Consider the following 18587-nt stretch of genomic DNA (forward strand, 5'->3'; position numbering starts at 1 on the left):
CCGGGCGCTACAGGTCGAGCGCGACGTCGAGCCACGGGGCGCTGTGGGTGAGCGCCCCCGCGGAGATGACGTCGGCACCGGCCTCGGCGAGCGCGCGGATGCTCGTCTCGGTGACACCGCCGGAGACCTCGACGAGCAGACCGCTGCGCGCGGCGCGGATCGCCGCCACCGCCGCTCGGACCTCGTCGGGCCCCATGTTGTCGAGCAGGACGACGTCGACGACCGGTCGAGCGCCGGCTGCGACCTGCTCGGACTCGATCGCGAGGAGCTCGTCGAGCTGGTCGAGGGAGTCGACCTCGACCTCCACCCGCGTCATGTGCCCCACCGGGCCCGGGCGTCGACGCACCCGCTCCAGCGCGGGTGCGAGACCGCCGGCGAGACCGAGGTGGTTGTCCTTGACCATGACCGCGTCGTCGAGCCCGAGGCGGTGGTTGGCACCACCGCCGTGGCGCACGGCCCGCTTCTGCGCGGCACGCAGGCCCGGCACCGTCTTGCGGGTGTCGACGACGACCGCGCCCGTGCCCTCGACGAGGTCGACGAGCCGGGCGGTGGCGGTGGCGACCCCGCTGAGCAGGCCGACGAAGTTCAACGCCACCCGCTCGCCCGTGAGCAGCGAGCGTGACGGTCCCTCGACGTGCGCGACGACGTCGCCGGCGCTCACCCGGTCGCCGTCCTCCGACGAGAGCCGCACCCGCACCTGCGGGTCGACCTGCGCGTAGGTCTCGACGACGAAGTCGGTGCCCGAGACCACCCCGTCGGCCCGGGCGACGAGCGTCGCTTCGCCGCGGGCGTCGCGGGCGATCGTCGCGAGCGAGGTGATGTCGCCGAGCGTGCCGAGGTCCTCGTCGAGAGCGGCCCGGACGAGCGGGGCGACGTCGCGGGGGGCCGTCATCACGCCACTGCCGGGGCGGGGGCGTCGGCGCGCAGGTGGGCCCCGAGGCTCTCGCGGCGGGCCAGCGCCCGGCGGGCGACGAGCCCGCCGAGGAGGGCGTCGTCGCCGGGCAGGTCGTCGAGCCGGCCGATGGCCTGCGCGAGGCCGTCGGCGTCGCGCACGACACCGACGAGGTCGGACATCACGGCGCGCACCTCGACCGAGGCGATCTCCGGCGACGTGGGCGAGCCGCGTCGTCCGTCGACGGGCGCGAGGGTGGTCGTCCGCTCGGGCGGCACCGGGTCGACGCGGTCCGTGGCCCATGAGGCGGTCCGCCCGGGCCAGCAGGCGGCGTCCTGTGCGACCGCAGTGCCCATCACCCCCGCCTCGAGCAGCGAGTTCGAGGCCAGCCGGTTGGCCCCGTGCAGACCGGTGCACGCGACCTCTCCGCACGCCCAGAGCCCGGGCACGTCGGTACGGCCGCGGGCATCGGTGAGCACGCCGCCCATCTGGTAGTGGGCGGCGGGGCGCACCGGCAGGAGGTCGCGTGCGGGGTCCAGCCCCATGTCGGCACACCGCTGCGCGAGGCCGCGGAAGTGCTCGAGCAGGTCGGGGACGTGGCGGCAGTCGAGCGCGACCTGGCGCCCGAGCACGCGCTCGCGGTGGACCGCGGCGGCGACGACGTCGCGCGGGCTCACCTCGTCGACGAAGCGTCGCCCGTCGGAGAGGAGGTGAGCGCCGGCGCCACGGACCGCCTCGGTGACCAGCGGCAGGGGAGCCCCCGAGCCGCCGCCGACGTCGAGGCTCGTGGGGTGGAACTGCACGAGCTCGAGGTCGGCGAGCCGGGCCCCGGCACGTCCGGCGAGGACCACCCCGCTGCCCCAGGAGCCGAGCGGGTTCGTCGTGTCGCGGTAGAGGGCGGCGCCGCCACCCGTCGCGAGCACGACGCGGCGGGTCCGCAGCTCCAGCGGACCGCCAGGATCCAGCACGAGGACGCCGGCGACGCCGTCGTCGTCGACGAGCAGCTCCAGTGCTCGCCCGCGGACGACGGCGACGTCGGAGGTGGCGGCGACCTGCGGCGCGAGGGTGTCGACGACCGCCGCTCCTGTGCGGTCGCCGCCGACGTGGCAGACCCGGTGCCGGCCGTGGCCCCCTTCGCGCCCGAGGGAGAGCTCACCGGAGGCGTCCCGGTCGAAGGGGACGCCGGCCGCCACGAGCTCGGCGACGAGAGCGGGGGCGGCCTGGGTCATCCGGGCGATCGTCGCGGTGTCACCGGCGAAGGACCCGGCCCGCGCGGTGTCGTCCGCGTGCTGCTGCGGGTCGTCCCCGGGGCCCACCGCCGCGGCGATGCCGCCCTGCGCCCAGGCGCTCGCCGTGCCCTCGCCGAGGCCGGCGGGGGCGACGACGACGCACGGGCCGCCGAGGTGACGGGCGACGCTCAGCCCGGCGAGCCCGGACCCCACGACGACCGGGGCGTCGGTCTCGACGACGCGCGCGCTCACGACAGCTCCAGCATGCGCTCGACCGCGCGGCGGGCGGCCGCGGCGGTGGTCGGGTCGAGGACGATCTCCGGGCCGCCCGTCTCGAGGGCGAGGCGGATCTTCGCGAGGGTCGATCGGCGCATGTGCGGGCAGATGTTGCACGGTTGGACGTAGTGCAGCGCGGGGTCGGCCGCGCGGATGTTGTCGGCCATCGAGCACTCGGTGATGAGTGCGACGTGCGGCGGCCGGTGGGTGGTGACGTAGTCGATCATCTGGGCCGTCGAGCCCGCGACGTCGGCGGCGGCGACGACCTCGGGCGAGCACTCTGGGTGGGCGAGGACGGTGAGCCCGGGGGTCTCGGCCCGCAGCTGCTCGACCTGCGCGACGTCGAAGCGCTCGTGCACCTCGCAGCGGGTCGGGTGGGTGATGACGTCGACCCCGGTCGCCCGTGCGACGTTGCGGGCGAGGTACTCGTCGGGGATGAGGATGACGCGGTCGACGCCGAGGTGGCGCACGACCCGCTCGACGTTGCCCGAGGTGCAGCAGATGTCGCTCACGGCCTTCACCGCGGCGCTGGAGTTGACGTAGGTGACGACCGGCACGCCCGGGTGCTCCGCGCGCAGGGCGAGGACGTCCTCGGCGGTGATGCCGTCGGCGAGCGAGCAGCCCGCGGTGATGTCGGGGACGAGGACCGTCTTCGCGGGGTTGAGCAGCTTCGCCGTCTCGGCCATGAAGGGCACGCCGGCGAGCAGGATGACGTCGGCGTCGACGTCCTGGGCGCGCTGGGCGAGGAGCAGCGAGTCGCCGACGACGTCCGCGACGCCGTGGAAGATCTCCGGCGTCTGGTAGTTGTGCGCGAGGACGACGGCCCGCCGCGAGCGCTTGAGCTCCTGGATCGCGACGACGTCCTGCGCGAAGGTCGCCCACTCCGCCTCGGGGATGACGTGGCGCACCCGCTCGTAGACGTCGCGGGTCGCCTCGACGGCGTCGTGCGCAGGACGGGTCCCCGGCGTGGGGAGGCTGGTGACGGACATCTGCAGCTCCTTCTGCTGACTATGAGCACATGCTCAGGTTGAGCATAAGCAGGGGAGGCGAGCCGCGGCAAGCCGGTGAGACCCGGGATGTCGGCAGATGCGTGGGTTGTGACTGGCGCGAGTGCCAACGTCTCGGGGGAGGGGTCCGGGATGTTGGCAGATGCGCGGGTTGTGACTGGCGCGAGTGCCAACGTCTCGGGGGAGGGGTCCGGGATGTTGGCGGGTGCGTGGGTTGTGACTGGCGCGGGTGCGAATTTCTCGGGGGAGGGGTCCGGGATGTTGGCAGCTGCGCGGGTTGTGACTGGCGCGGGTGCCAGCTTCTAGGGGTGGGTTGGCGAGAGGGGTGGGTTGGCGAGAGGGGGGCGAAGGGGGAGGGATCAGCGGGTACGGGGGCGGGGGAGCTTCGTGCCGACGTGGCGGCGCTCGGCGTGCACCTCGCTGCGGAAGCGGTAGAGCGCGGCGGGGCGGCCGCCGGTGTCGCGCTCGGTCTCGCCGGTGGGCTCGACGAGACCCAGCTGGTCCTGGACGGTCCGCCGGAAGTTCTGCTTGTGCAGGCGCTGGCCCGCGAGCGACTCGACCGTCGCCTGCAGCCCGCCGAGGGTGAAGTCCGGGGGCATGAGCTCGAAGATCACCGGGCGGTACTGCAGCGTCGAGCGCAGCCGGGCCAGGCCCGTCGCGAGGATGCGGCGGTGGTCGTGGAGCATCGCCGGCCCGAGGCCGTCGCCGTCGCCGTCGCGATCGCCGGACTCGGCGACGAGACCCGCCTCCCACAGCAGCTCGTAGCGCTGGAGCACGAGCTCGGGGCGCCAGGCCCAGTCCGCCATGCCGAAGGCGTGCCGGGCCCGCTCGAGCCGCTCGGCGTCGTCACCGGCCCAGCGCAGCGCGCGCTCGCCGAGCTCGCGGGCGAGCTCGGGGACGCCGTCCCGGGCGTCCTCCCACGGCAGAAGGTCGTAGACGTCGAGCCAGCCGCGCTCCCCCTTCGCCCGCGTCAGTCCGAGGTAGGAGATGGCCACGGTGCGCCCCGCCCGGCCCGAGCGGCCGACGTCGGCGAAGGTGTAGAGCTGCTCGACGAAGCCGAGCTCGACCCCTTCGCGCTCGCGGGTCCACGCCCGCAGACCCGCCTGGAGGGAGCGGTGCTCCGGCTCGAGCGGTCCGTGGGGCAGGGCCGGCGGGGCGCCGGACGCCAGCACGCGGGGGCTCCCCTCGTCGACGCTGAGGATGACAGCGACGAGCTCGGCGGCGATGGAGGAGGGCACGGGCGCTATCTCAGCACGCGGCGAAGGGGGCCGTCACGCCAGCCCGAGGGCGGCGGCCTCCTCCCACAGCTCGTCGCGCACGCTCGGGTGGGCCGCCTCCTCGATGAGGTGGAGCGCCTGCGCGCGCTCGTCGTGGCCGGCGATCCAGGCGACGCCCTGCTCGGTGACGACGGCGCTGTGCTGGAAGGAGGTCACCGGCTCGTCGACGAGAGGGACGATCGTCGAGACGTCAGCGCGCGGGTGCCAGCTGCGCAGCGCCATGAAGGCGCGGCCGCCCTCGCTGTGCGAGGCCCCGACCGTGAAGTCGGTCTGCCCGCCGAAGCCGGAGTAGATGCGCGCCCTGATCCGAGAGGCGTTGGCCTGGTCGAGCAGGTCGACCTGCAGCGCCGTGTTGACCGAGGTCATCCGCGGCTGCTGGGCGATGCGGGCGGGGGAGTTCGTCGTCTCGGTGCGGGTCAGACGCACACGCGGGTTGTCGTGCACCCACGCGTAGAGCTCGGCGGTGCCGAAGACGAAGGAGGTGACGAGGGGGACGTCGGGGTCGAGCGCGCCGGCCTGCTCGAGGCGCAGCACGCCGTCGCCGAACATCTCGGTCCACACGCGCAGGCCGCGGCGCTGCGCGATGCCGGCCATGACGGCGTCGGGCACCTCGCCGATCCCGGCCTGGAGGGTCGAGCCGTCGCGGATCTCGGCGGCGACCCGCGCGCCGATGACCGCGGACGCGTCGTCGACCCCGGCGCGAGCCGGGTGGGTGAGCAGCGGTGCCTCGACCTCGACGAGGCCGTCGAGCAGGTCGACCGACAGCTCGGCGTCGCCGGAGGTCCACGGCATGCGCGGGTTGGCCATCGCGACCACCGGGGCACCGACGGCCCGGGCCGCCTCGACCGCGCCGGGGAGGATGTTGCACTCGAGGCCCAGGCTCACGCGGCCGTCGCGGGGCGGGGTCGTGTGGAGCAGCACGGCGTCGGGCCGCAGCGCGCCGTGGAAGAGGCGCGGCACCATCGACAGCCGGCTCGGCACGTAGGACAGGCGGGGATGGCGCCGGAAGCCCGGTCCGACGAAGGTCGTCTCCGGCACGACCCCGTCGTGGACCGGCAGCCCGGGCTGGGCGTTGAGCAGGTGCAGGCGGGCGCGGGGGAGGCGGGCGAGCACCGCCTCGACGAGAGGCACGGGTGTCGCGAAGTTGCCCGAGGCGACGACCCGGGGCTCGGCAGCCCCTCGTGCCTCGACGAGCGATGCGGCCTGGTCCAGGGTCATGGACTGCATGCACCCATCCTGCCCGGCCCCGCGCCGCTCCGGTTGCGGGCCCGCTGTGCTGTGACTAACTTCCATCGAAGACGTATGACGCGTGAAATTTTCACGCACCCACCCGGTCGACGAAGACCCCCAGGAGGCGTCATGAGCCAGTACCGACCGTCCCGCCGCACCGTCGTCACGGGGAGCGCCGCCGCCGTCCTGGCCGCGGCCACCCCCGTCGGCCACGCCGTCGCCTCGCCGGGGCCGGGCGGCCCCGGGCACGGCGACGGCCGCCACCGGGCCTGGGCCCGCAAGACCCTGCGCGAGATGACCCTCCAGCAGAAGGTCGGCCAGCTCTTCGTCCAGCACGTCTACGGCTCGGACGCGACGACTCCCGACCAGCGCAACGTGCCGCTCTACGGCGTCGCCGCCCCCGCCGATGTCATCCGCCGCTACCACCTCGGCGGCGTCTGCTACTTCGCGTGGACCGACAGCGTGCGCGACCCCGAGCAGATCCTCGGGCTGTCCAACGGCCTCCAGCGAGCCGCGCTCGGCGCCGACCGCCAGGGCAGGGGTGGGCCCGGCCGCGGCAAGGGCGCACGCGTGCCGCTGACGATCTCGGTCGACCAGGAGCAGGGCGTCGTCACGCGCATCGGTCCGCCGGCCACCCAGCTGCCCGGGTCGATGGCGCTCGGCGCGGGCCGCAGCGCGACCGACGCCCGCACGGCCGCCGCGATCACCGGTCGCGAGCTGCGGGCCATGGGTATCACGACCGACTTCGCCCCGGTGTGCGACGTCAACGTCAACCCGCTCAACCCCGTCATCGGGACCCGCTCCTTCTCCTCGCGCCCCGAGCTCGCCGCCGAGATGGTGCGCGCGCAGGTCCGCGGCTACCAGCGCGACGGCTCGGTCTCCTCCTCGGGCAAGCACTTCCCGGGCCACGGCGACACGGCGACCGACAGCCACGTCGCCTTCCCCGTCATCACGCACAGCCGCGAGGAGTGGGAGGAGCTGGACGCTCCCCCCTTCGTCGCCGCGATCGCCGAGGGCATCGACATGATCATGACCGCGCACCTGGCGATGCCGGCCTTCGACGACTCGGGCGACCCGGCCACCCTCAGCCGGCCGATCCTCACCGGTCTGCTGCGCGAGGAGCTGGGCTACGAGGGCGTCATCATCACTGACTCCCTCGAGATGGAGGGCGTGCGCCAGAAGTACGGCGACGCCGAGGTCGCGGTCCGTGCCCTCGAGGCCGGCGCCGACCAGCTGCTCATGTCGCCCGCGCTGCAGAAGGCGCTCCCGGCCGTCGTCGCCGCCGTCGAGAGCGGCCGCATCAGCCGCCGCGAGCTCGACGCGAAGGTGACCCGCGTCCTGCTCATGAAGGCTCGCCGCGGCGTCGTCGACCACCCGTACGCCGACCCCGCCCGTCTCGCCTCCGTCGTCGGCACCCCGCGCAACCTCGCGGCCGCCGACGCCATCACCGACCGCACGACGACCCTCGTCACCAACGACGACGGCGTGCTGCCGATGACCGCGGCAGGGGCCTCGGTGCTCGTCACCGGGTGGGGCGCGACGACGACGAAGACCGTCGCCGACGAGCTGACCGCCGCAGGCGCCACGACGACGCTGTCGACGACGGGTGCCTCGCCCACCGACGCGCAGATCGCCTCCGCCGTCGCGGCGGCGAGGGGCAAGGACGCCGTCGTCGTGCTGACGATGAAGGCCTGGGACACCGCCGTCACCGACAAGACCCGCGGGCAGCAGAAGCTCGTCGCGGCGCTGCAGGCCAGCGGCGTGCCGACCGTCGTCGTCGCCGTGCGCGACCCCTACGACATCGCCCACCTCGGTGACGTCCCGACCTACCTCGCGACCTACGCCTACAACGCCGTCGCGATGGGCGCCCTCGTGCGCGTGCTCACCGGCGAGGTCGAGCCCACCGGCACCCTGCCCGTCGACATCCCCGCCGCCGACGACCCCGGCACCGTCCTCTACCCCTTCGGCCACGGCCTTCGTTACTGATCAGGAGCACGTCATGAGCACCCCCAGCAGACGACTCTTCGTGGCCGGCGCCGGCGGCACCGCCGTCGCCGCCACCGCGGGCGCGGTCCCCGCGGTCGCCCACGGCCGCCCCGGCGGGCGCCGGGTGCGCACCGGCGCCGACATCGCCGCCGCGAGCGGGTGGTCGACCCTGCGCGGCCAGAAGGTCGGCGTCATCACCAACCCGACGGGGGTCACGGCCGACCTGCGCTCGATCGTCGACGTCATGCACGAGTCGGCGCAGGTCGACGTCGTCGGCGTCTTCGGCCCGGAGCACGGCTTCCGCGGCACCGCGCAGGCCGGCGAGTCCGAGGGCACCTCGGTCGACCCCCGCACCGGCATCACCGTCTACGACGCGTACGGCGCCGGGCCGGACGCGCTGACGACGATGTTCCGCACCGCGGGCGTCGAGACCGTCGTCTTCGACATCCAGGACGTCGGCTCGCGCTTCTACACCTACATCTGGACGATGTACACGGGCATGCGCGCCGCCCACCGCGTCGGCGCCCGCTTCGTCGTCCTCGACCGGCCCAACCCGATCGGCGGAGTGGCGCGGGGTCCGATGATGACGGAGAAGTACACGTCGGGCGTCGGCGCCGAGGCGGTCGTCCAGGCCCACGGCATGACCGTCGGCGAGGTCGCGCGGTACGCGAACCGTCACTTCATGGACGAGGACGAAGGGGGACGTCTCGCCGACCTCGACGTCGTCGAGTGCACGGGGTGGCGGCGCGACATGCTGCACGCCGACACCGGTCTGCACTGGGTCATGCCGAGCCCGAACATGCCGACCGCCGACACCGCCCTGCTCTACCCGGGCACGGGGATGTTCGAGGGGACCAACCTCAGCGAGGGCCGCGGCACGACCCGCCCCTTCGAGCTCGTCGGAGCGCCCTACGTCGACCACCGCTGGGCCGAGCGCCTCGAGCGGGCGGACGTCCCCGGCGTGCTCTTCCGCGAGGCGTACTTCACCCCGACCTTCTCCAAGCACTCCGGTGCCGTCTGCGGCGGGGTCCAGGTGCACATCACCGACGCCGCGAAGGTCGACCCGATCCGGGTGGGCGTCGAGATGCTCGTCGCCCTCAGGGCCCTCTACCCCGACTTCGCGTGGCGCCAGGACAGCTGGGACACCGCCCGGCCGTACTGGATTGACAAGCTCACCGGCTCGACCCGCCTGCGCGAGATGGTGACGGCCGGGTCCTCGGCCCGAGAGGTCATGGCCGCGTGGCGCTCCGAGCTCGCCGACTTCGAGCGGCGCCGTCAGCCCGTGCTGCTCTACCCGGGCCCGCGTCGGGCGGGGCGCTGAGATGGCGGCCGTGGGCCGGCGCGCCGTGCTCGCGTCGATGGGCGGCGCAGGAGTGACCTTCCTCGGCGCCGGGCCCTCCCTCGCCGGCGGGGGGCGTCGGCCGGAGGTGCTGCGTCCCGGGCGCCCTCACCACGTCGGGCTCGACGCGGCGCCGATCGAGGCGGCCCGGGCGGCGATCCGCGGGTACATGGAGCCGCAGGCGAACGGCTACCCGATGTACCCCGGGGCGGTGGGTCTCATGGCGCACCGCGCCCGGGTCGTCGCCGTCGAGGTGTGCGGCGACGCCGTGCGCTATGCCGACGCGACGACCGAGCTGCCCCCGCGCGAGCGGGTCGAGATGCGCCGCGACACGGTCTTCGACCTCGCGTCCGTGAGCAAGCTCTTCACCTCGATCGCGGCCGTGCAGCTCGTCGAGGAGGGCCGCGTCGAGCTCGGTGCGCCGGTCGCGCGCTACCTGCCCGAGTTCGCCGCCGGAGGCAAGGAGGGCGTGACCGTCCAGCACCTGCTGACGCACACCTCGGGCTTCGTCGCGTGGCTGCCGCTGTGGAGCGCCCACCCCGACCGCGCCGCGCGCATCGCCGCGGTGATGCGTCAGCCCACCCAGGACCCGCCCGGCACGGTCTACCGCTACTCCGACCTCAACCTCATCGCGCTCGGCGTGCTCGTCGAGCGGCTGCGGGGCAGGCCCCTCGACGCCGTCGTCCGTGACCGCATCACCCGCCCGATCGGCATGCGCAGCACGGGCTACAACCCCCGCCGCGCGTCTCGCTGCGCGGCGACCGAGCACCAGACCTCGCCGCCGCGCGGGATGGTCCGCGGCGAGGTGCACGACGAGAACGCGTGGTCGCTCGGCGGCGTCGCCGGGCACGCCGGCGTCTTCTCCACCGTCGACGACCTGGCGGTGCTCGCGCAGGCCTTGCTCAACGGCGGCAGCTACCGCCACGGGCGGGTCCTGCGCCCGAGCTCGGTCGAGCTGCTCGTCACGGACTACAACGCCGCCTTCCCCGGCAACGCGCACGGGCTGGGCTTCGAGCTCGACCAGCCCTGGTACATGGACGCCCTGTCGGGCCCGCGCACCGCCGGGCACACCGGGTACACGGGCACCTCGCTCGTCGTCGACTTCTCCTCGCAGTCCTTCGCGATCCTGCTGACCAACCGCGTGCACCCGTCGCGGTCGTGGGGGAGCGTCAACCCCGCTCGGCAGGCGTGGGCGCGTGGCCTGGCCCTCGCCCAGGGCCGGGAGCCGCTGCCGTCGGCGCGGCGTGCGAGCGACCCACCGGGCTACACCGCCCAGGACGCGGAGACCCGCGGCGCGGCGTCGTAGCGTATGGCCATGACGCGACGGCCCGAGGACCACGACCACCTCGGGACCTCGTTGCTCGTGCGCCTGCGCGGGGCGCGGCCCGGTCTCTCGCCCGCCGAGGACCGGGTCGCCGAGCTCGTCCTCGCCGACCCGCGCGCGGTCGCCGGCCTGACGATCTCCGAGCTCGCCGGGCAGGCCCGGACGTCGGAGACCACCGTCCTGCGCTTCTGCCGACGGCTCGGTCTGCGCGGCTACCCGCAGCTGCGGCTCGCCCTCGCCGAGGAGTCGGCCCGCACCCCGGCGAAGGGGGTGGGCACCGGCGACATCAGCGCGCGCGACACCGTGCAGGACGTCATCGCGAAGGTCGCCTACGCCGACACCCTCGCCGTCGAGGAGACCGTCCAGCAGCTCGACGAGGCCTCGCTCGTCGCCGCCGCCGACGCGATCGCCGGCGCCGGCCGGGTCGACGTCTACGGCATCGCCGCCTCGGGGATCGTCGCCGCGGACCTGCAGCAGAAGCTGCACCGCATCGGCATCCCCGCCTTCGCCTGGCTCGACCCCCACCTCGCCCTGACGAGCGCGACGCTCCTCGGCCGCGGAGACGTCGCTGTGGGCATCTCGCACTCGGGCACGACGGTCGAGGTCCACGACGTGCTGAGCGCCGCCGCCGAGCGTGGTGCGCGCACCGTCGCCGTGACCAACCACCCGGGCAGCCCGCTCGCCAGGGCAGCCGACGTCGTGCTCACGACGGCGGCCCGTGAGACCGAGCTGCGCTCGGGCGCGACCGCGAGCCGGATCGCCGCGCTCACCGTCGTCGACTGCCTCTACATCCTCGTCGCGCAGCGCAACCTGCGTCGCGCGCGCCGAGCCGTCGAGGAGACGAAGCAGGCGGTCGCCCGCCGGCACATCCGCAACTGATTTACATCTGTTGCCGCCTCGATGTAAATCGTTTACGTTGCTCGTGTGCACAGCGACGTCACGGTGATCTCCCCGACCGAGGGGCGCAACCCCGCCACGGTGGGGCTCGACACGATGAGCACCCTCGCGCTCCTCGAGGCCCTCAACGCCCAGGACGCGACGGTGGCCCCCGCGGTCGCGCAGACCCTCCCCGAGCTCTCCGTGCTCGTCGACTCCGCGGTCGCCGCGATCCGCGCGGGCGGGCGGGTCCACTACGTCGGTGCCGGCACCTCCGGCCGGCTCGGCGTCCTCGACGCCGCCGAGCTGCGCCCCACCTTCAACGCCCCCGACGGCATGGTCGTCGCCCATCACGCCGGCGGCCCGTCGGCCCTGCTGCGCGCGGTCGAGAACGTCGAGGACGACGTCGAGCAGGGGGCGGCCGACCTCGCCGGGGCCACCGGTCTCGACGTCGTCATCGGCCTCACCGCCTCCGGGCGCACCCCCTACGTCGCCGGCGCGCTGCGCCGGGCCCGTGAGGTCGGCGCCGTCACCGCCCTGGTGACCTCGAACCCCCAGGCCGAGCTCGCCCCCTTCGTCGACCACGTCGTCGCCCCCGACACCGGGCCCGAGGCCCTCTCCGGGTCGACCCGGCTCAAGGCGGGCACGGCGCTCAAACTCGTGCTCAACGCCTTCTCCACGGCCGTCATGGTCCGGCTCGGCCGGACCTGGTCCAACCTCATGGTCGACGTCGTCGCGACGAACGCGAAGCTGCGCGGGCGCCTCGTCGTCATCCTCGTCGAGTCGACCGGCGCCTCGCCCGAGCAGGCCCGCGAGCGTCTCGCCCAGGCCGACGGCGAGCTCAAGCCGGCCCTGCTCTCCCTGCTCGCGGACGTCGACCTGCCGACCGCCCGCGACGCCCTCCACGAGGCCCAGGGCGTGCTCGCCGACGCCCTGCGCCGGCTCGACCCCTCGGCGACCGGCCCCGCAGCGGGCCCCACGACGACGTCCGGCACGGCCGCGACGGGCACCACGGACAGCATCACTAGGAACGGAGACACGCCATGATCGGTCAGCGCGGACGGGCCCTGGCTCTCGCGACCACCCTCGGTCTGGGGATCGGCCTCGCCGGCTGCGCCCCCTCGAGCTCGGATAGCGGCAGCGGCAGCGGGGGCGAAGGGGGCGAGACGACGCTGACCGTGTGGTCGTGGCGCGTCGAGGACCAGGCGGCCTACGAGAAGATCTTCGACGCCTACGAGGCGAAGAACGAGGGCGTGACCGTCGACTTCAAGACCTTCAAGGCCACGGAGTACAACAAGATCCTCGCGACCGGCCTCTCGGGCTCGGACGGTCCGGACGTGCCGCAGGTGCGCTCCTACGGGCAGCTGCAGCCGACGATCGCCTCCGGCTCCCTCGTCCCCCTCGACGACGAGATCGACCTCGAGGGCTGGGACGACAACGCCGTGGCGAGCGCGAAGGGGACCGACGGCTCCCTGTACTCCGTGCCGCTCGCGACCCAGACGGTCCAGATGTTCTACAACAAGGGTCTGCTGGAGGAGAAGGGCCTCGAGGTCCCCACGTCGTGGGAGGACTTCGTCGCGATGAACGACGCGCTCCTGGCCGACGAGATCACCCCGATCGCCGTCGGGGCGAAGGACGACTGGACCCTGCCGATCGTCCACGAGGTGCTCGCCGCGCCGCGCTTCGGCGGGGCGGACTTCCAGGACGCCGTGGCCACCGGCGAGAAGGACTTCACCGACCCCGACTGGGTCGCCTCGGTCCAGGTGGTCGGCGACCTCAAGAAGTACATGCCCAAGGACGTCACCGGTCTGGCCGCGACCGACGCCCAGACGATGTTCACCTCCGAGCAGGCCGCGATGATCCCCGGCGGGTCCTTCGACCTCGCCGTGCTGCAGAAGGGCAACCCGGAGATGGAGATCGGCACCTTCCAGGTGCCCGCGCCCCCCGGCTCGCCCGAGGGCTCGGAGCCGACGACCGCCGGCTGGTCCGACGGCAACTTCGCGGTGTCGAAGAAGTCCGAGCACCAGGAGGAGGCCATGGAGCTCGTGCGCTGGATGGCCACGAAGGAGTTCGGCCAGATGGTCGCCGACGAGGTCAAGCAGCTCTCCGCCGTCCCCGGCGTCACCTACGGCGATCGCGTGCTCGGCGAGATGGCGAAGAGCTACGAGGCCAACCCCTCGCCGTACCTGCTGCTCACCGACTTCCGCTACGGCTCGCCCGCCGGCACCGACCTGCTCGGCACCGGGATCCAGGAGATGCTCCTCGGCGACAAGGACGCGACCCAGGTCAGCTCCGAGCTCGACAAGGGCGTGAAGTCCTGGTTCGAGCCGACGAAGAAGTGATCGCGGCCCCCGTCGCCGCGCGCGTGCGTCGCCTCCTCGGGAGCGCCCGATGAGGCGACGCACCTCGCTGCTCTTCGTCACCCCCGCCCTGCTCGTCTTCGGCGTCTTCGTCCTCTACCCGATGGTCACGGCCTTCTCCTACGCCTTCTACTCGTGGGAGGGGACGCGGCAGGTCGGCTTCGCGGGGATCACGAACTTCCAGGCGCTCGTCACCAGGGAGCCCTTCCGCACCGACCTGCCCCGCGCGCTGTCGCACAACCTCATCTTCTTCGCCGGGACGATGCTGCTGCAGAACACCGTCGGTCTGGGGATCGCCGTGCTCCTGCACACCCGTGAGCGCACCCGGCGCATGCTCCAGACCCTCTACGCCATGCCCTACCTCGTCAGCCCGATCGTCATCGGCTACCTGTGGACCCTGCTGCTCTCGCCGGCCTTCGGACCGGTCAACACGCTCCTCGACGCGGTGGGTCTGGAGAGCTGGGCGCGGCCCTGGCTCGGTGACCCCGACACGGCCCTGTGGGTCGTCGTGCTCGTCAGCGTGTGGCAGTGGATCGGCTTCCCGGTGCTGCTCTACGGCGCGGCGCTCGGCGGCATCCCCGAGGAGCTCGGCGAGGCGGCACGCGTCGACGGCGCGAGCCACTGGCAGGCCTTCCGCAAGGTGACCCTGCCCCTCCTCGTGCCGGCCATCGGCACGGTGAGCGTGCTGACCTTCATCTTCGCGATGGAGGCCTTCGCCCTGCCGTACGCCTTCGGCGGGTCGACGGGCAGCCCGGCGCGCTCGACCGACTTCGTCTCGTTGCTCTTCTACCGCACGGCCTTCGACTCCGGCGCGACGGACTCGATCGGCACCTCCTCGGCGCTGGCGACCGTGCTCTTCCTCGTGATCTTCGGCGGGGCGATGCTCGCGACGTCGGTCCTGCGCCGGCACGAGCGGAGGATGCGCGCATGAGGGGCCGCGCCGTCGGGGGCCCCGTGGCGTCGGTCCTGCTGTGGACCTACGCCGCCCTGGCCCTGCTGCCGCTCGTCATCATGCTGCTCAGCAGCTTCCGCACGAACGGCGACATCATCCGCGACCCCATCGGGATCCCGTGGCCGCTGTCCGTCGAGAGCTACAAGGAGGCGTGGACCACCGGCAGCTTCGCGACGTACTTCGGCAACAGCCTCGCCGTGACCATCGGCGCGGTCGTCGTCTCGACGACGGTGAGCACGATGGCCGCCTACGGGCTGGCGCGCTCGCGCTCGCGGGTCATGCAGGCCGTCGAGTCGCTCTTCATCTCCGGCCTCATGCTGCCGATCCACCTCGCGCTGCTGCCGATCTTCTACCTCTTCGACTCGGTGGGGCTCGTCGACTCCCGTCTCGGCCTGTCGCTCATGTACGGCGCGTCGGGCATCCCCTTCTCGATCTTCGTCCTCACGACCTTCTTCCGGCAGCTGCCCGAGGAGCTCGAGGAGGCCGCGCGGCTCGACGGGGCGAACGCCTGGCAGACCTTCTGGCGGATCATGGTGCCGCTCGTCAAGCCCGCCGTGGCCACCGTCGCGGTCTTCCGCTTCGTGCCGATCTGGAACGACTTCCTCTTCCCGCTGGTACTCCTGCGCGACGAGGCGAAGTACACGCTCCCGGTCGGCCTGACCCAGTTCTTCGGCGAGAACGCGACGAACTTCGCCGCGGTCTTCGCCGGGCTGGTCATCACGACGGTGCCGCTCATCATCCTCTTCCTCGTCGCGACGAAGCAGATCGTCGCCGGCTTGACCGCCGGCATGAGCAAGTGATCCGCTGCGCGCCATGAGGTGCCTCGCGGTCGACGTCGGCGGCTCCGGCCTGCGGGTGACGTGGGCGGGGGAGCGCCCCGGACCGGTGGGCCGGTCCGGGGGAGTGCGGCTCGGTCCGACGGGGATCGACTCGGCCGACCTCGTCGAGCGCGCCCTGTCGCTCGCCGGCGAGGTCGACGACGGACGGGGCGAAGGGGTGGACCGCCTCGTGTGGTCGACCCGGGGTCTCATGCTCCAGGACCCCGGACCGCTGCGGGAGATGCTCGTCGCCCGCACCGGGTGCGCGCACGTCGCGATCGTCAGCGACGCCGTCGGCTCGCTCGTCGGTGCTCTCGGGGTGGTCGAGCCGGGCGCGGTCGTCGCCGCCGGCACGGGTGCGGTCGCCTTCGCGACAGACCTCGACGCGACGTGGCGCCGGGTGGACGGCTGGGGGCACGTGCTCGGCGACGAGGGCTCCTCGGCGTGGCTCGGGCTGGCCGGGATGCGTGCGGCGCTGCGGGCGGTCGACGACCGGCCCGGGGGCTCGCGGGCCCTGCTCGACGCCGCCCGCGGGCTGCTCGGCGAGCCCGCGACCTGGCCCCGCCAGACGATGACCGGACCCCACGCCCCGGCGCTTCTCGGCTCGATGGCGCCGGCCGTCACGGCTGCGGCGGACGGGGGTGACGAGGTCGCGGCCGAGCTGTGCGCCCGGGCCGGCACCGCGCTCGCCTGCTCGCTCCTCGACGCGGCGGCCGGGCTGCCCGACGTGCCCCTCGCGGCCGTGGGCGGGCTGCTCGTCGCCGCCCGGGTCCGCGCCGCCCTCGAGGAGGAGGTGGCGCGTCACGGACGGGTCCTGCGACCGGCCGCCGGTGACGCCCTCGACGGGGCGCGGCTGCTCGCCCTTCGCTGGCGGACGCACCAGCTGCCGCACCACGAGGTGCACCTGCGCTCCGCGGGCGCGCCCCCCGGCCAGGTGGCACGATCGGGGTCGTGACGACGACGCGGACCTCGTGGGCGGCCCGGTGCGCCGCGGCCACCCTCGTGGCCACGGCGGCCCTCGGCGCGACCGCGTCGGCGGGCCGGGCGGTGGAGGACGTCCCCTGGACGGGGCAGACCTGCGAGGCGGCCTTCGTCAGCCGGCACGCGGTGAGCGTCCTGCTCGAGGACGACGTCTACGGCCATCCCGCCGTCCTCGTGCCCGAGGCGCTCGCGACGAGCGACGTCGACTGGCAGACCAAGGCGCGCAAGCGCGACCACCGGCTCGCGCGGTCGGTGACGACCCGCACCGGTGAGCACGAGCTGCGGCCCGGACGTGTCCTCTCGGTGATGATCCCGTGCGCCCTCACCCGCAGCTGGGTGACGCCGGCGGGGATGCTCGCCCGCTCGAAGCTCTACGTCTCGGCGACCGGCGGCTCCGCGGCCACCCCGGTGTGGAGTCGGGACCTCTACCCGACCTCCTCGCTGGGGGTCGTCAAGGTCGCGACGACACCCCGCGGCGACGCGCTCTACGAGATCGGCTGAGCCCGCCCTGGAGGACGCCCGGGCTCGATTCGGTCGCGACGCGAGGGTCGGGTACCCTCCCCGGTGGAGGATTCGCATAGTGGCCTAGTGCGCACGATTGGAAATCGTGTTGGGGATGAAACCCCTCATGGGTTCAAATCCCATATCCTCCGCCACCAGCTCCCCGAGCCCCTCCAGGGCCGGGGAGCTCTTCTTTGCCCGGGCGTGGCCGTCTCGCTCAGGCCGCGTGGGCCCGCCGTCCCCGCAGCCGCACGAGCGCGAGCAGCGTGCCGCCGGCGACGAGACCCCAGAAGGCCCCGCCGATCCCGGCGATGCTCACCCCCGACGCGGCGACCGCGAGGGTGAGGGCCGCCGCCTCGCGGTGCTCGGTCGGCCCGAGGGCGGCCGCGCCGGAGGCGGCGAGCGTGCCGAGCAGGGCGAGCCCGGCGATCGACTCGAGCAGCCCGGCGGGGGAGGCGGAGGCGACGGCGACGACGAAGGGGGTCAGCGCCCCGCACACGAGATAGGTCACGCCGCACGCCACACCGGCCGGCCAGCGTCGACGGGGGTCTGGCCCGGCCTCGGGGCCTGCGGCCAGGGCCGCGGAGATCGCCGCGAGGTTGATGGCGTGGGCGCCGAAGGGGGCGGCCGCCGCCGTCGCGGCGCCGGCGTAGAGCAGCGGCGGGCGCGGGTCGGGCTCGTAGCCGAAGGAGCGGAGCACGGCCAGGCCGGGCAGGTTCTGGCTCGTCGTCGTGACGACGACGAGCGGCACGGCGATGGCGAGCAGGGCGCCGGGGTCGAGCACCGGGGTGGTCCAGGTGAGCACCGGGGTGAGGTCGTGCAGGCCGAGGTCGCCGGGCGACCCGGCGACGAGCACGACGACGACCGCGGCGACGAGGGCCAGGGGCACCGCCCATCGGCGCACGAGCACGAGGGCGAGCGCCCACACCACGACGACGGGGGCGATGACGGCCGGGTCGGCGGCGAGGGCGCGGAAGGGGGCGACGCACAGGACGAGCAGGACCCCGGCGAGCATCGCGCTCGCGAGCTCGGTGGGGATCGCCGCGACGAGCCGGGCCAGCGGGCGCACGAGCGCGAGCAGGGCGAGCAGCAGGCCGGCGGCGAGGAAGGCCCCGACGGCTGCCGACCACCCGCCCGCAGGGACGGCCGCGCTGGCCAGGAGGGCGGCCCCCGGGGTCGACCAGGCGAGGGTGATCGGCATCCGCGTGCGCCAGCTGAAGACGACGCAGCCCAGCCCCATCGTCAGCGAGAGCAGGGTGAGGCCGGAGGTCGCCTCGGCGGGGCTCGCCCCGACCGCGCTGAGACCGGCGAGGACGACGGCGAAGGAGCTCGTGTAGCCCACGAGACCGCAGACGACGCCGGCCACGAGGGCGTGGGTGCGCGCGGTCTCGGCGGCCTCGGCGGCGTGTGCGGTGCCGGTCATGCGCGCAGTCTCGCGCGTGCGGCGCGGGGGAGGGGCACGCGTCCGGCCGGTCGTCCGCCTGGTCGTGCGCCCGGCCGACGATCAGTCGAACACGTGTTCGACCGGATGTGGGAGCA

General features: G+C 74.0%; 16 protein-coding genes and 1 tRNA gene. 11 read left to right on the top strand and 6 right to left on the bottom strand.

Annotated elements, in window-relative coordinates:
- Nucleotides 1-7: 7 nt before the first annotated feature.
- From nadC to ABIB53_RS05545, 5 genes are all read right to left on the bottom strand, one after another.
- Nucleotides 8-892, bottom strand: a complete 885-nt coding sequence (nadC, locus tag ABIB53_RS05525; RefSeq protein ID WP_354587442.1) for a carboxylating nicotinate-nucleotide diphosphorylase — start codon at nucleotides 890-892, stop codon at nucleotides 8-10.
- Nucleotides 892-2373, bottom strand: a complete 1482-nt coding sequence (locus ABIB53_RS05530; protein ID WP_354587443.1) for an L-aspartate oxidase — start codon at nucleotides 2371-2373, stop codon at nucleotides 892-894. The genes nadC and ABIB53_RS05530 overlap by 1 nt, the downstream gene beginning before the upstream one ends.
- Entirely contained in the window at nucleotides 2370-3386 is a 1017-nt protein-coding gene (nadA, locus tag ABIB53_RS05535) for a quinolinate synthase NadA (protein ID WP_354587444.1), read from the bottom strand. Before nadA ends, ABIB53_RS05530 begins: the two co-directional genes overlap by 4 nt.
- A gap of 377 nt (nucleotides 3387-3763) precedes the next feature.
- Nucleotides 3764-4642 carry an NUDIX hydrolase gene (locus tag ABIB53_RS05540; protein WP_123091391.1) on the bottom strand — a complete coding sequence of 293 codons (879 nt, stop codon included), beginning with the start codon at nucleotides 4640-4642 and terminating at the stop codon, nucleotides 3764-3766.
- A 33-nt stretch (nucleotides 4643-4675) separates the two neighbouring features.
- Nucleotides 4676-5908, bottom strand: coding sequence for an acetyl-CoA hydrolase/transferase family protein (locus ABIB53_RS05545; protein ID WP_354587445.1), 1233 nt, complete (start codon nucleotides 5906-5908; stop codon nucleotides 4676-4678).
- Between the two features lie 132 nt (nucleotides 5909-6040).
- Between ABIB53_RS05545 and ABIB53_RS05550 the strand changes: the two genes are divergently transcribed.
- The 11 genes from ABIB53_RS05550 to ABIB53_RS05600 all read left to right on the top strand — a co-directional run bounded on the left by ABIB53_RS05550 (nucleotide 6041) and on the right by ABIB53_RS05600 (nucleotide 17203).
- Complete coding sequence (locus tag ABIB53_RS05550) at nucleotides 6041-7897, top strand: glycoside hydrolase family 3 protein (RefSeq protein WP_354587446.1); 1857 nt, start codon at nucleotides 6041-6043, stop codon at nucleotides 7895-7897.
- A 13-nt stretch (nucleotides 7898-7910) separates the two neighbouring features.
- Nucleotides 7911-9218, top strand: coding sequence for an exo-beta-N-acetylmuramidase NamZ family protein (locus ABIB53_RS05555; RefSeq protein ID WP_354587447.1), 1308 nt, complete (start codon nucleotides 7911-7913; stop codon nucleotides 9216-9218).
- A gap of 10 nt (nucleotides 9219-9228) precedes the next feature.
- Nucleotides 9229-10542 carry a serine hydrolase domain-containing protein gene (locus ABIB53_RS05560; RefSeq protein WP_354587448.1) on the top strand — a complete coding sequence of 438 codons (1314 nt, stop codon included), beginning with the start codon at nucleotides 9229-9231 and terminating at the stop codon, nucleotides 10540-10542.
- A 9-nt stretch (nucleotides 10543-10551) separates the two neighbouring features.
- Entirely contained in the window at nucleotides 10552-11439 is an 888-nt protein-coding gene (locus tag ABIB53_RS05565) for a MurR/RpiR family transcriptional regulator (protein ID WP_083968653.1), read from the top strand.
- Between the two features lie 45 nt (nucleotides 11440-11484).
- Nucleotides 11485-12483 carry an N-acetylmuramic acid 6-phosphate etherase gene (murQ, locus tag ABIB53_RS05570; RefSeq protein ID WP_354587449.1) on the top strand — a complete coding sequence of 333 codons (999 nt, stop codon included), beginning with the start codon at nucleotides 11485-11487 and terminating at the stop codon, nucleotides 12481-12483.
- Nucleotides 12480-13778 carry an ABC transporter substrate-binding protein gene (locus tag ABIB53_RS05575; protein ID WP_354587450.1) on the top strand — a complete coding sequence of 433 codons (1299 nt, stop codon included), beginning with the start codon at nucleotides 12480-12482 and terminating at the stop codon, nucleotides 13776-13778. The genes murQ and ABIB53_RS05575 overlap by 4 nt, the downstream gene beginning before the upstream one ends.
- Before the next feature lie 49 nt (nucleotides 13779-13827).
- A complete protein-coding gene (locus ABIB53_RS05580; protein ID WP_123091385.1) occupies nucleotides 13828-14727 on the top strand; it encodes a carbohydrate ABC transporter permease in 900 nt (299 codons plus the stop codon).
- Nucleotides 14724-15548: a carbohydrate ABC transporter permease gene (locus tag ABIB53_RS05585; protein ID WP_354587451.1), complete on the top strand. Its 825-nt coding sequence runs from the start codon at nucleotides 14724-14726 to the stop codon at nucleotides 15546-15548. Before ABIB53_RS05580 ends, ABIB53_RS05585 begins: the two co-directional genes overlap by 4 nt.
- 13 nt (nucleotides 15549-15561) lie before the next feature.
- Nucleotides 15562-16521, top strand: coding sequence for an N-acetylglucosamine kinase (locus ABIB53_RS05590; protein ID WP_354587452.1), 960 nt, complete (start codon nucleotides 15562-15564; stop codon nucleotides 16519-16521).
- Nucleotides 16518-17048, top strand: a complete 531-nt coding sequence (locus tag ABIB53_RS05595; protein ID WP_354587453.1) for a hypothetical protein — start codon at nucleotides 16518-16520, stop codon at nucleotides 17046-17048. The genes ABIB53_RS05590 and ABIB53_RS05595 overlap by 4 nt, the downstream gene beginning before the upstream one ends.
- Before the next feature lie 65 nt (nucleotides 17049-17113).
- Nucleotides 17114-17203 (top strand) — tRNA-Ser (locus ABIB53_RS05600).
- A gap of 62 nt (nucleotides 17204-17265) precedes the next feature.
- Here the strand turns inward: ABIB53_RS05600 and ABIB53_RS05605 are convergent.
- Complete coding sequence (locus ABIB53_RS05605) at nucleotides 17266-18471, bottom strand: benzoate/H(+) symporter BenE family transporter (protein WP_354587454.1); 1206 nt, start codon at nucleotides 18469-18471, stop codon at nucleotides 17266-17268.
- Between the last annotated feature and the right edge of the window lie 116 nt (nucleotides 18472-18587).

The organism is Janibacter sp. UYMM211 (assembly GCF_040547045.1).
GTDB classification, from domain to species: Bacteria; Actinomycetota; Actinomycetes; order Actinomycetales; family Dermatophilaceae; genus Marihabitans; species Marihabitans melonis.

Excerpts from the sequence above, each read along its gene's own strand:
- ABIB53_RS05605 (WP_354587454.1), bottom strand. The coding sequence starts at position 18,471 with ATGACCGGCACCGCACACGCCGCCGAGGCCGCCGAGACCGCGCGCACC.
- ABIB53_RS05585 (WP_354587451.1), top strand. The coding sequence starts at position 14,724 with ATGAGGGGCCGCGCCGTCGGGGGCCCCGTGGCGTCGGTCCTGCTGTGG.
- nadA (WP_354587444.1), bottom strand. The coding sequence starts at position 3,386 with ATGTCCGTCACCAGCCTCCCCACGCCGGGGACCCGTCCTGCGCACGAC.
- ABIB53_RS05545 (WP_354587445.1), bottom strand. The coding sequence starts at position 5,908 with ATGCAGTCCATGACCCTGGACCAGGCCGCATCGCTCGTCGAGGCACGA.
- ABIB53_RS05575 (WP_354587450.1), top strand. The coding sequence starts at position 12,480 with ATGATCGGTCAGCGCGGACGGGCCCTGGCTCTCGCGACCACCCTCGGT.
- ABIB53_RS05565 (WP_083968653.1), top strand. The coding sequence starts at position 10,552 with ATGACGCGACGGCCCGAGGACCACGACCACCTCGGGACCTCGTTGCTC.
- ABIB53_RS05580 (WP_123091385.1), top strand. The coding sequence starts at position 13,828 with ATGAGGCGACGCACCTCGCTGCTCTTCGTCACCCCCGCCCTGCTCGTC.
- ABIB53_RS05555 (WP_354587447.1), top strand. The coding sequence starts at position 7,911 with ATGAGCACCCCCAGCAGACGACTCTTCGTGGCCGGCGCCGGCGGCACC.
- ABIB53_RS05550 (WP_354587446.1), top strand. The coding sequence starts at position 6,041 with ATGAGCCAGTACCGACCGTCCCGCCGCACCGTCGTCACGGGGAGCGCC.
- ABIB53_RS05590 (WP_354587452.1), top strand. The coding sequence starts at position 15,562 with ATGAGGTGCCTCGCGGTCGACGTCGGCGGCTCCGGCCTGCGGGTGACG.
- nadC (WP_354587442.1), bottom strand. The coding sequence starts at position 892 with ATGACGGCCCCCCGCGACGTCGCCCCGCTCGTCCGGGCCGCTCTCGAC.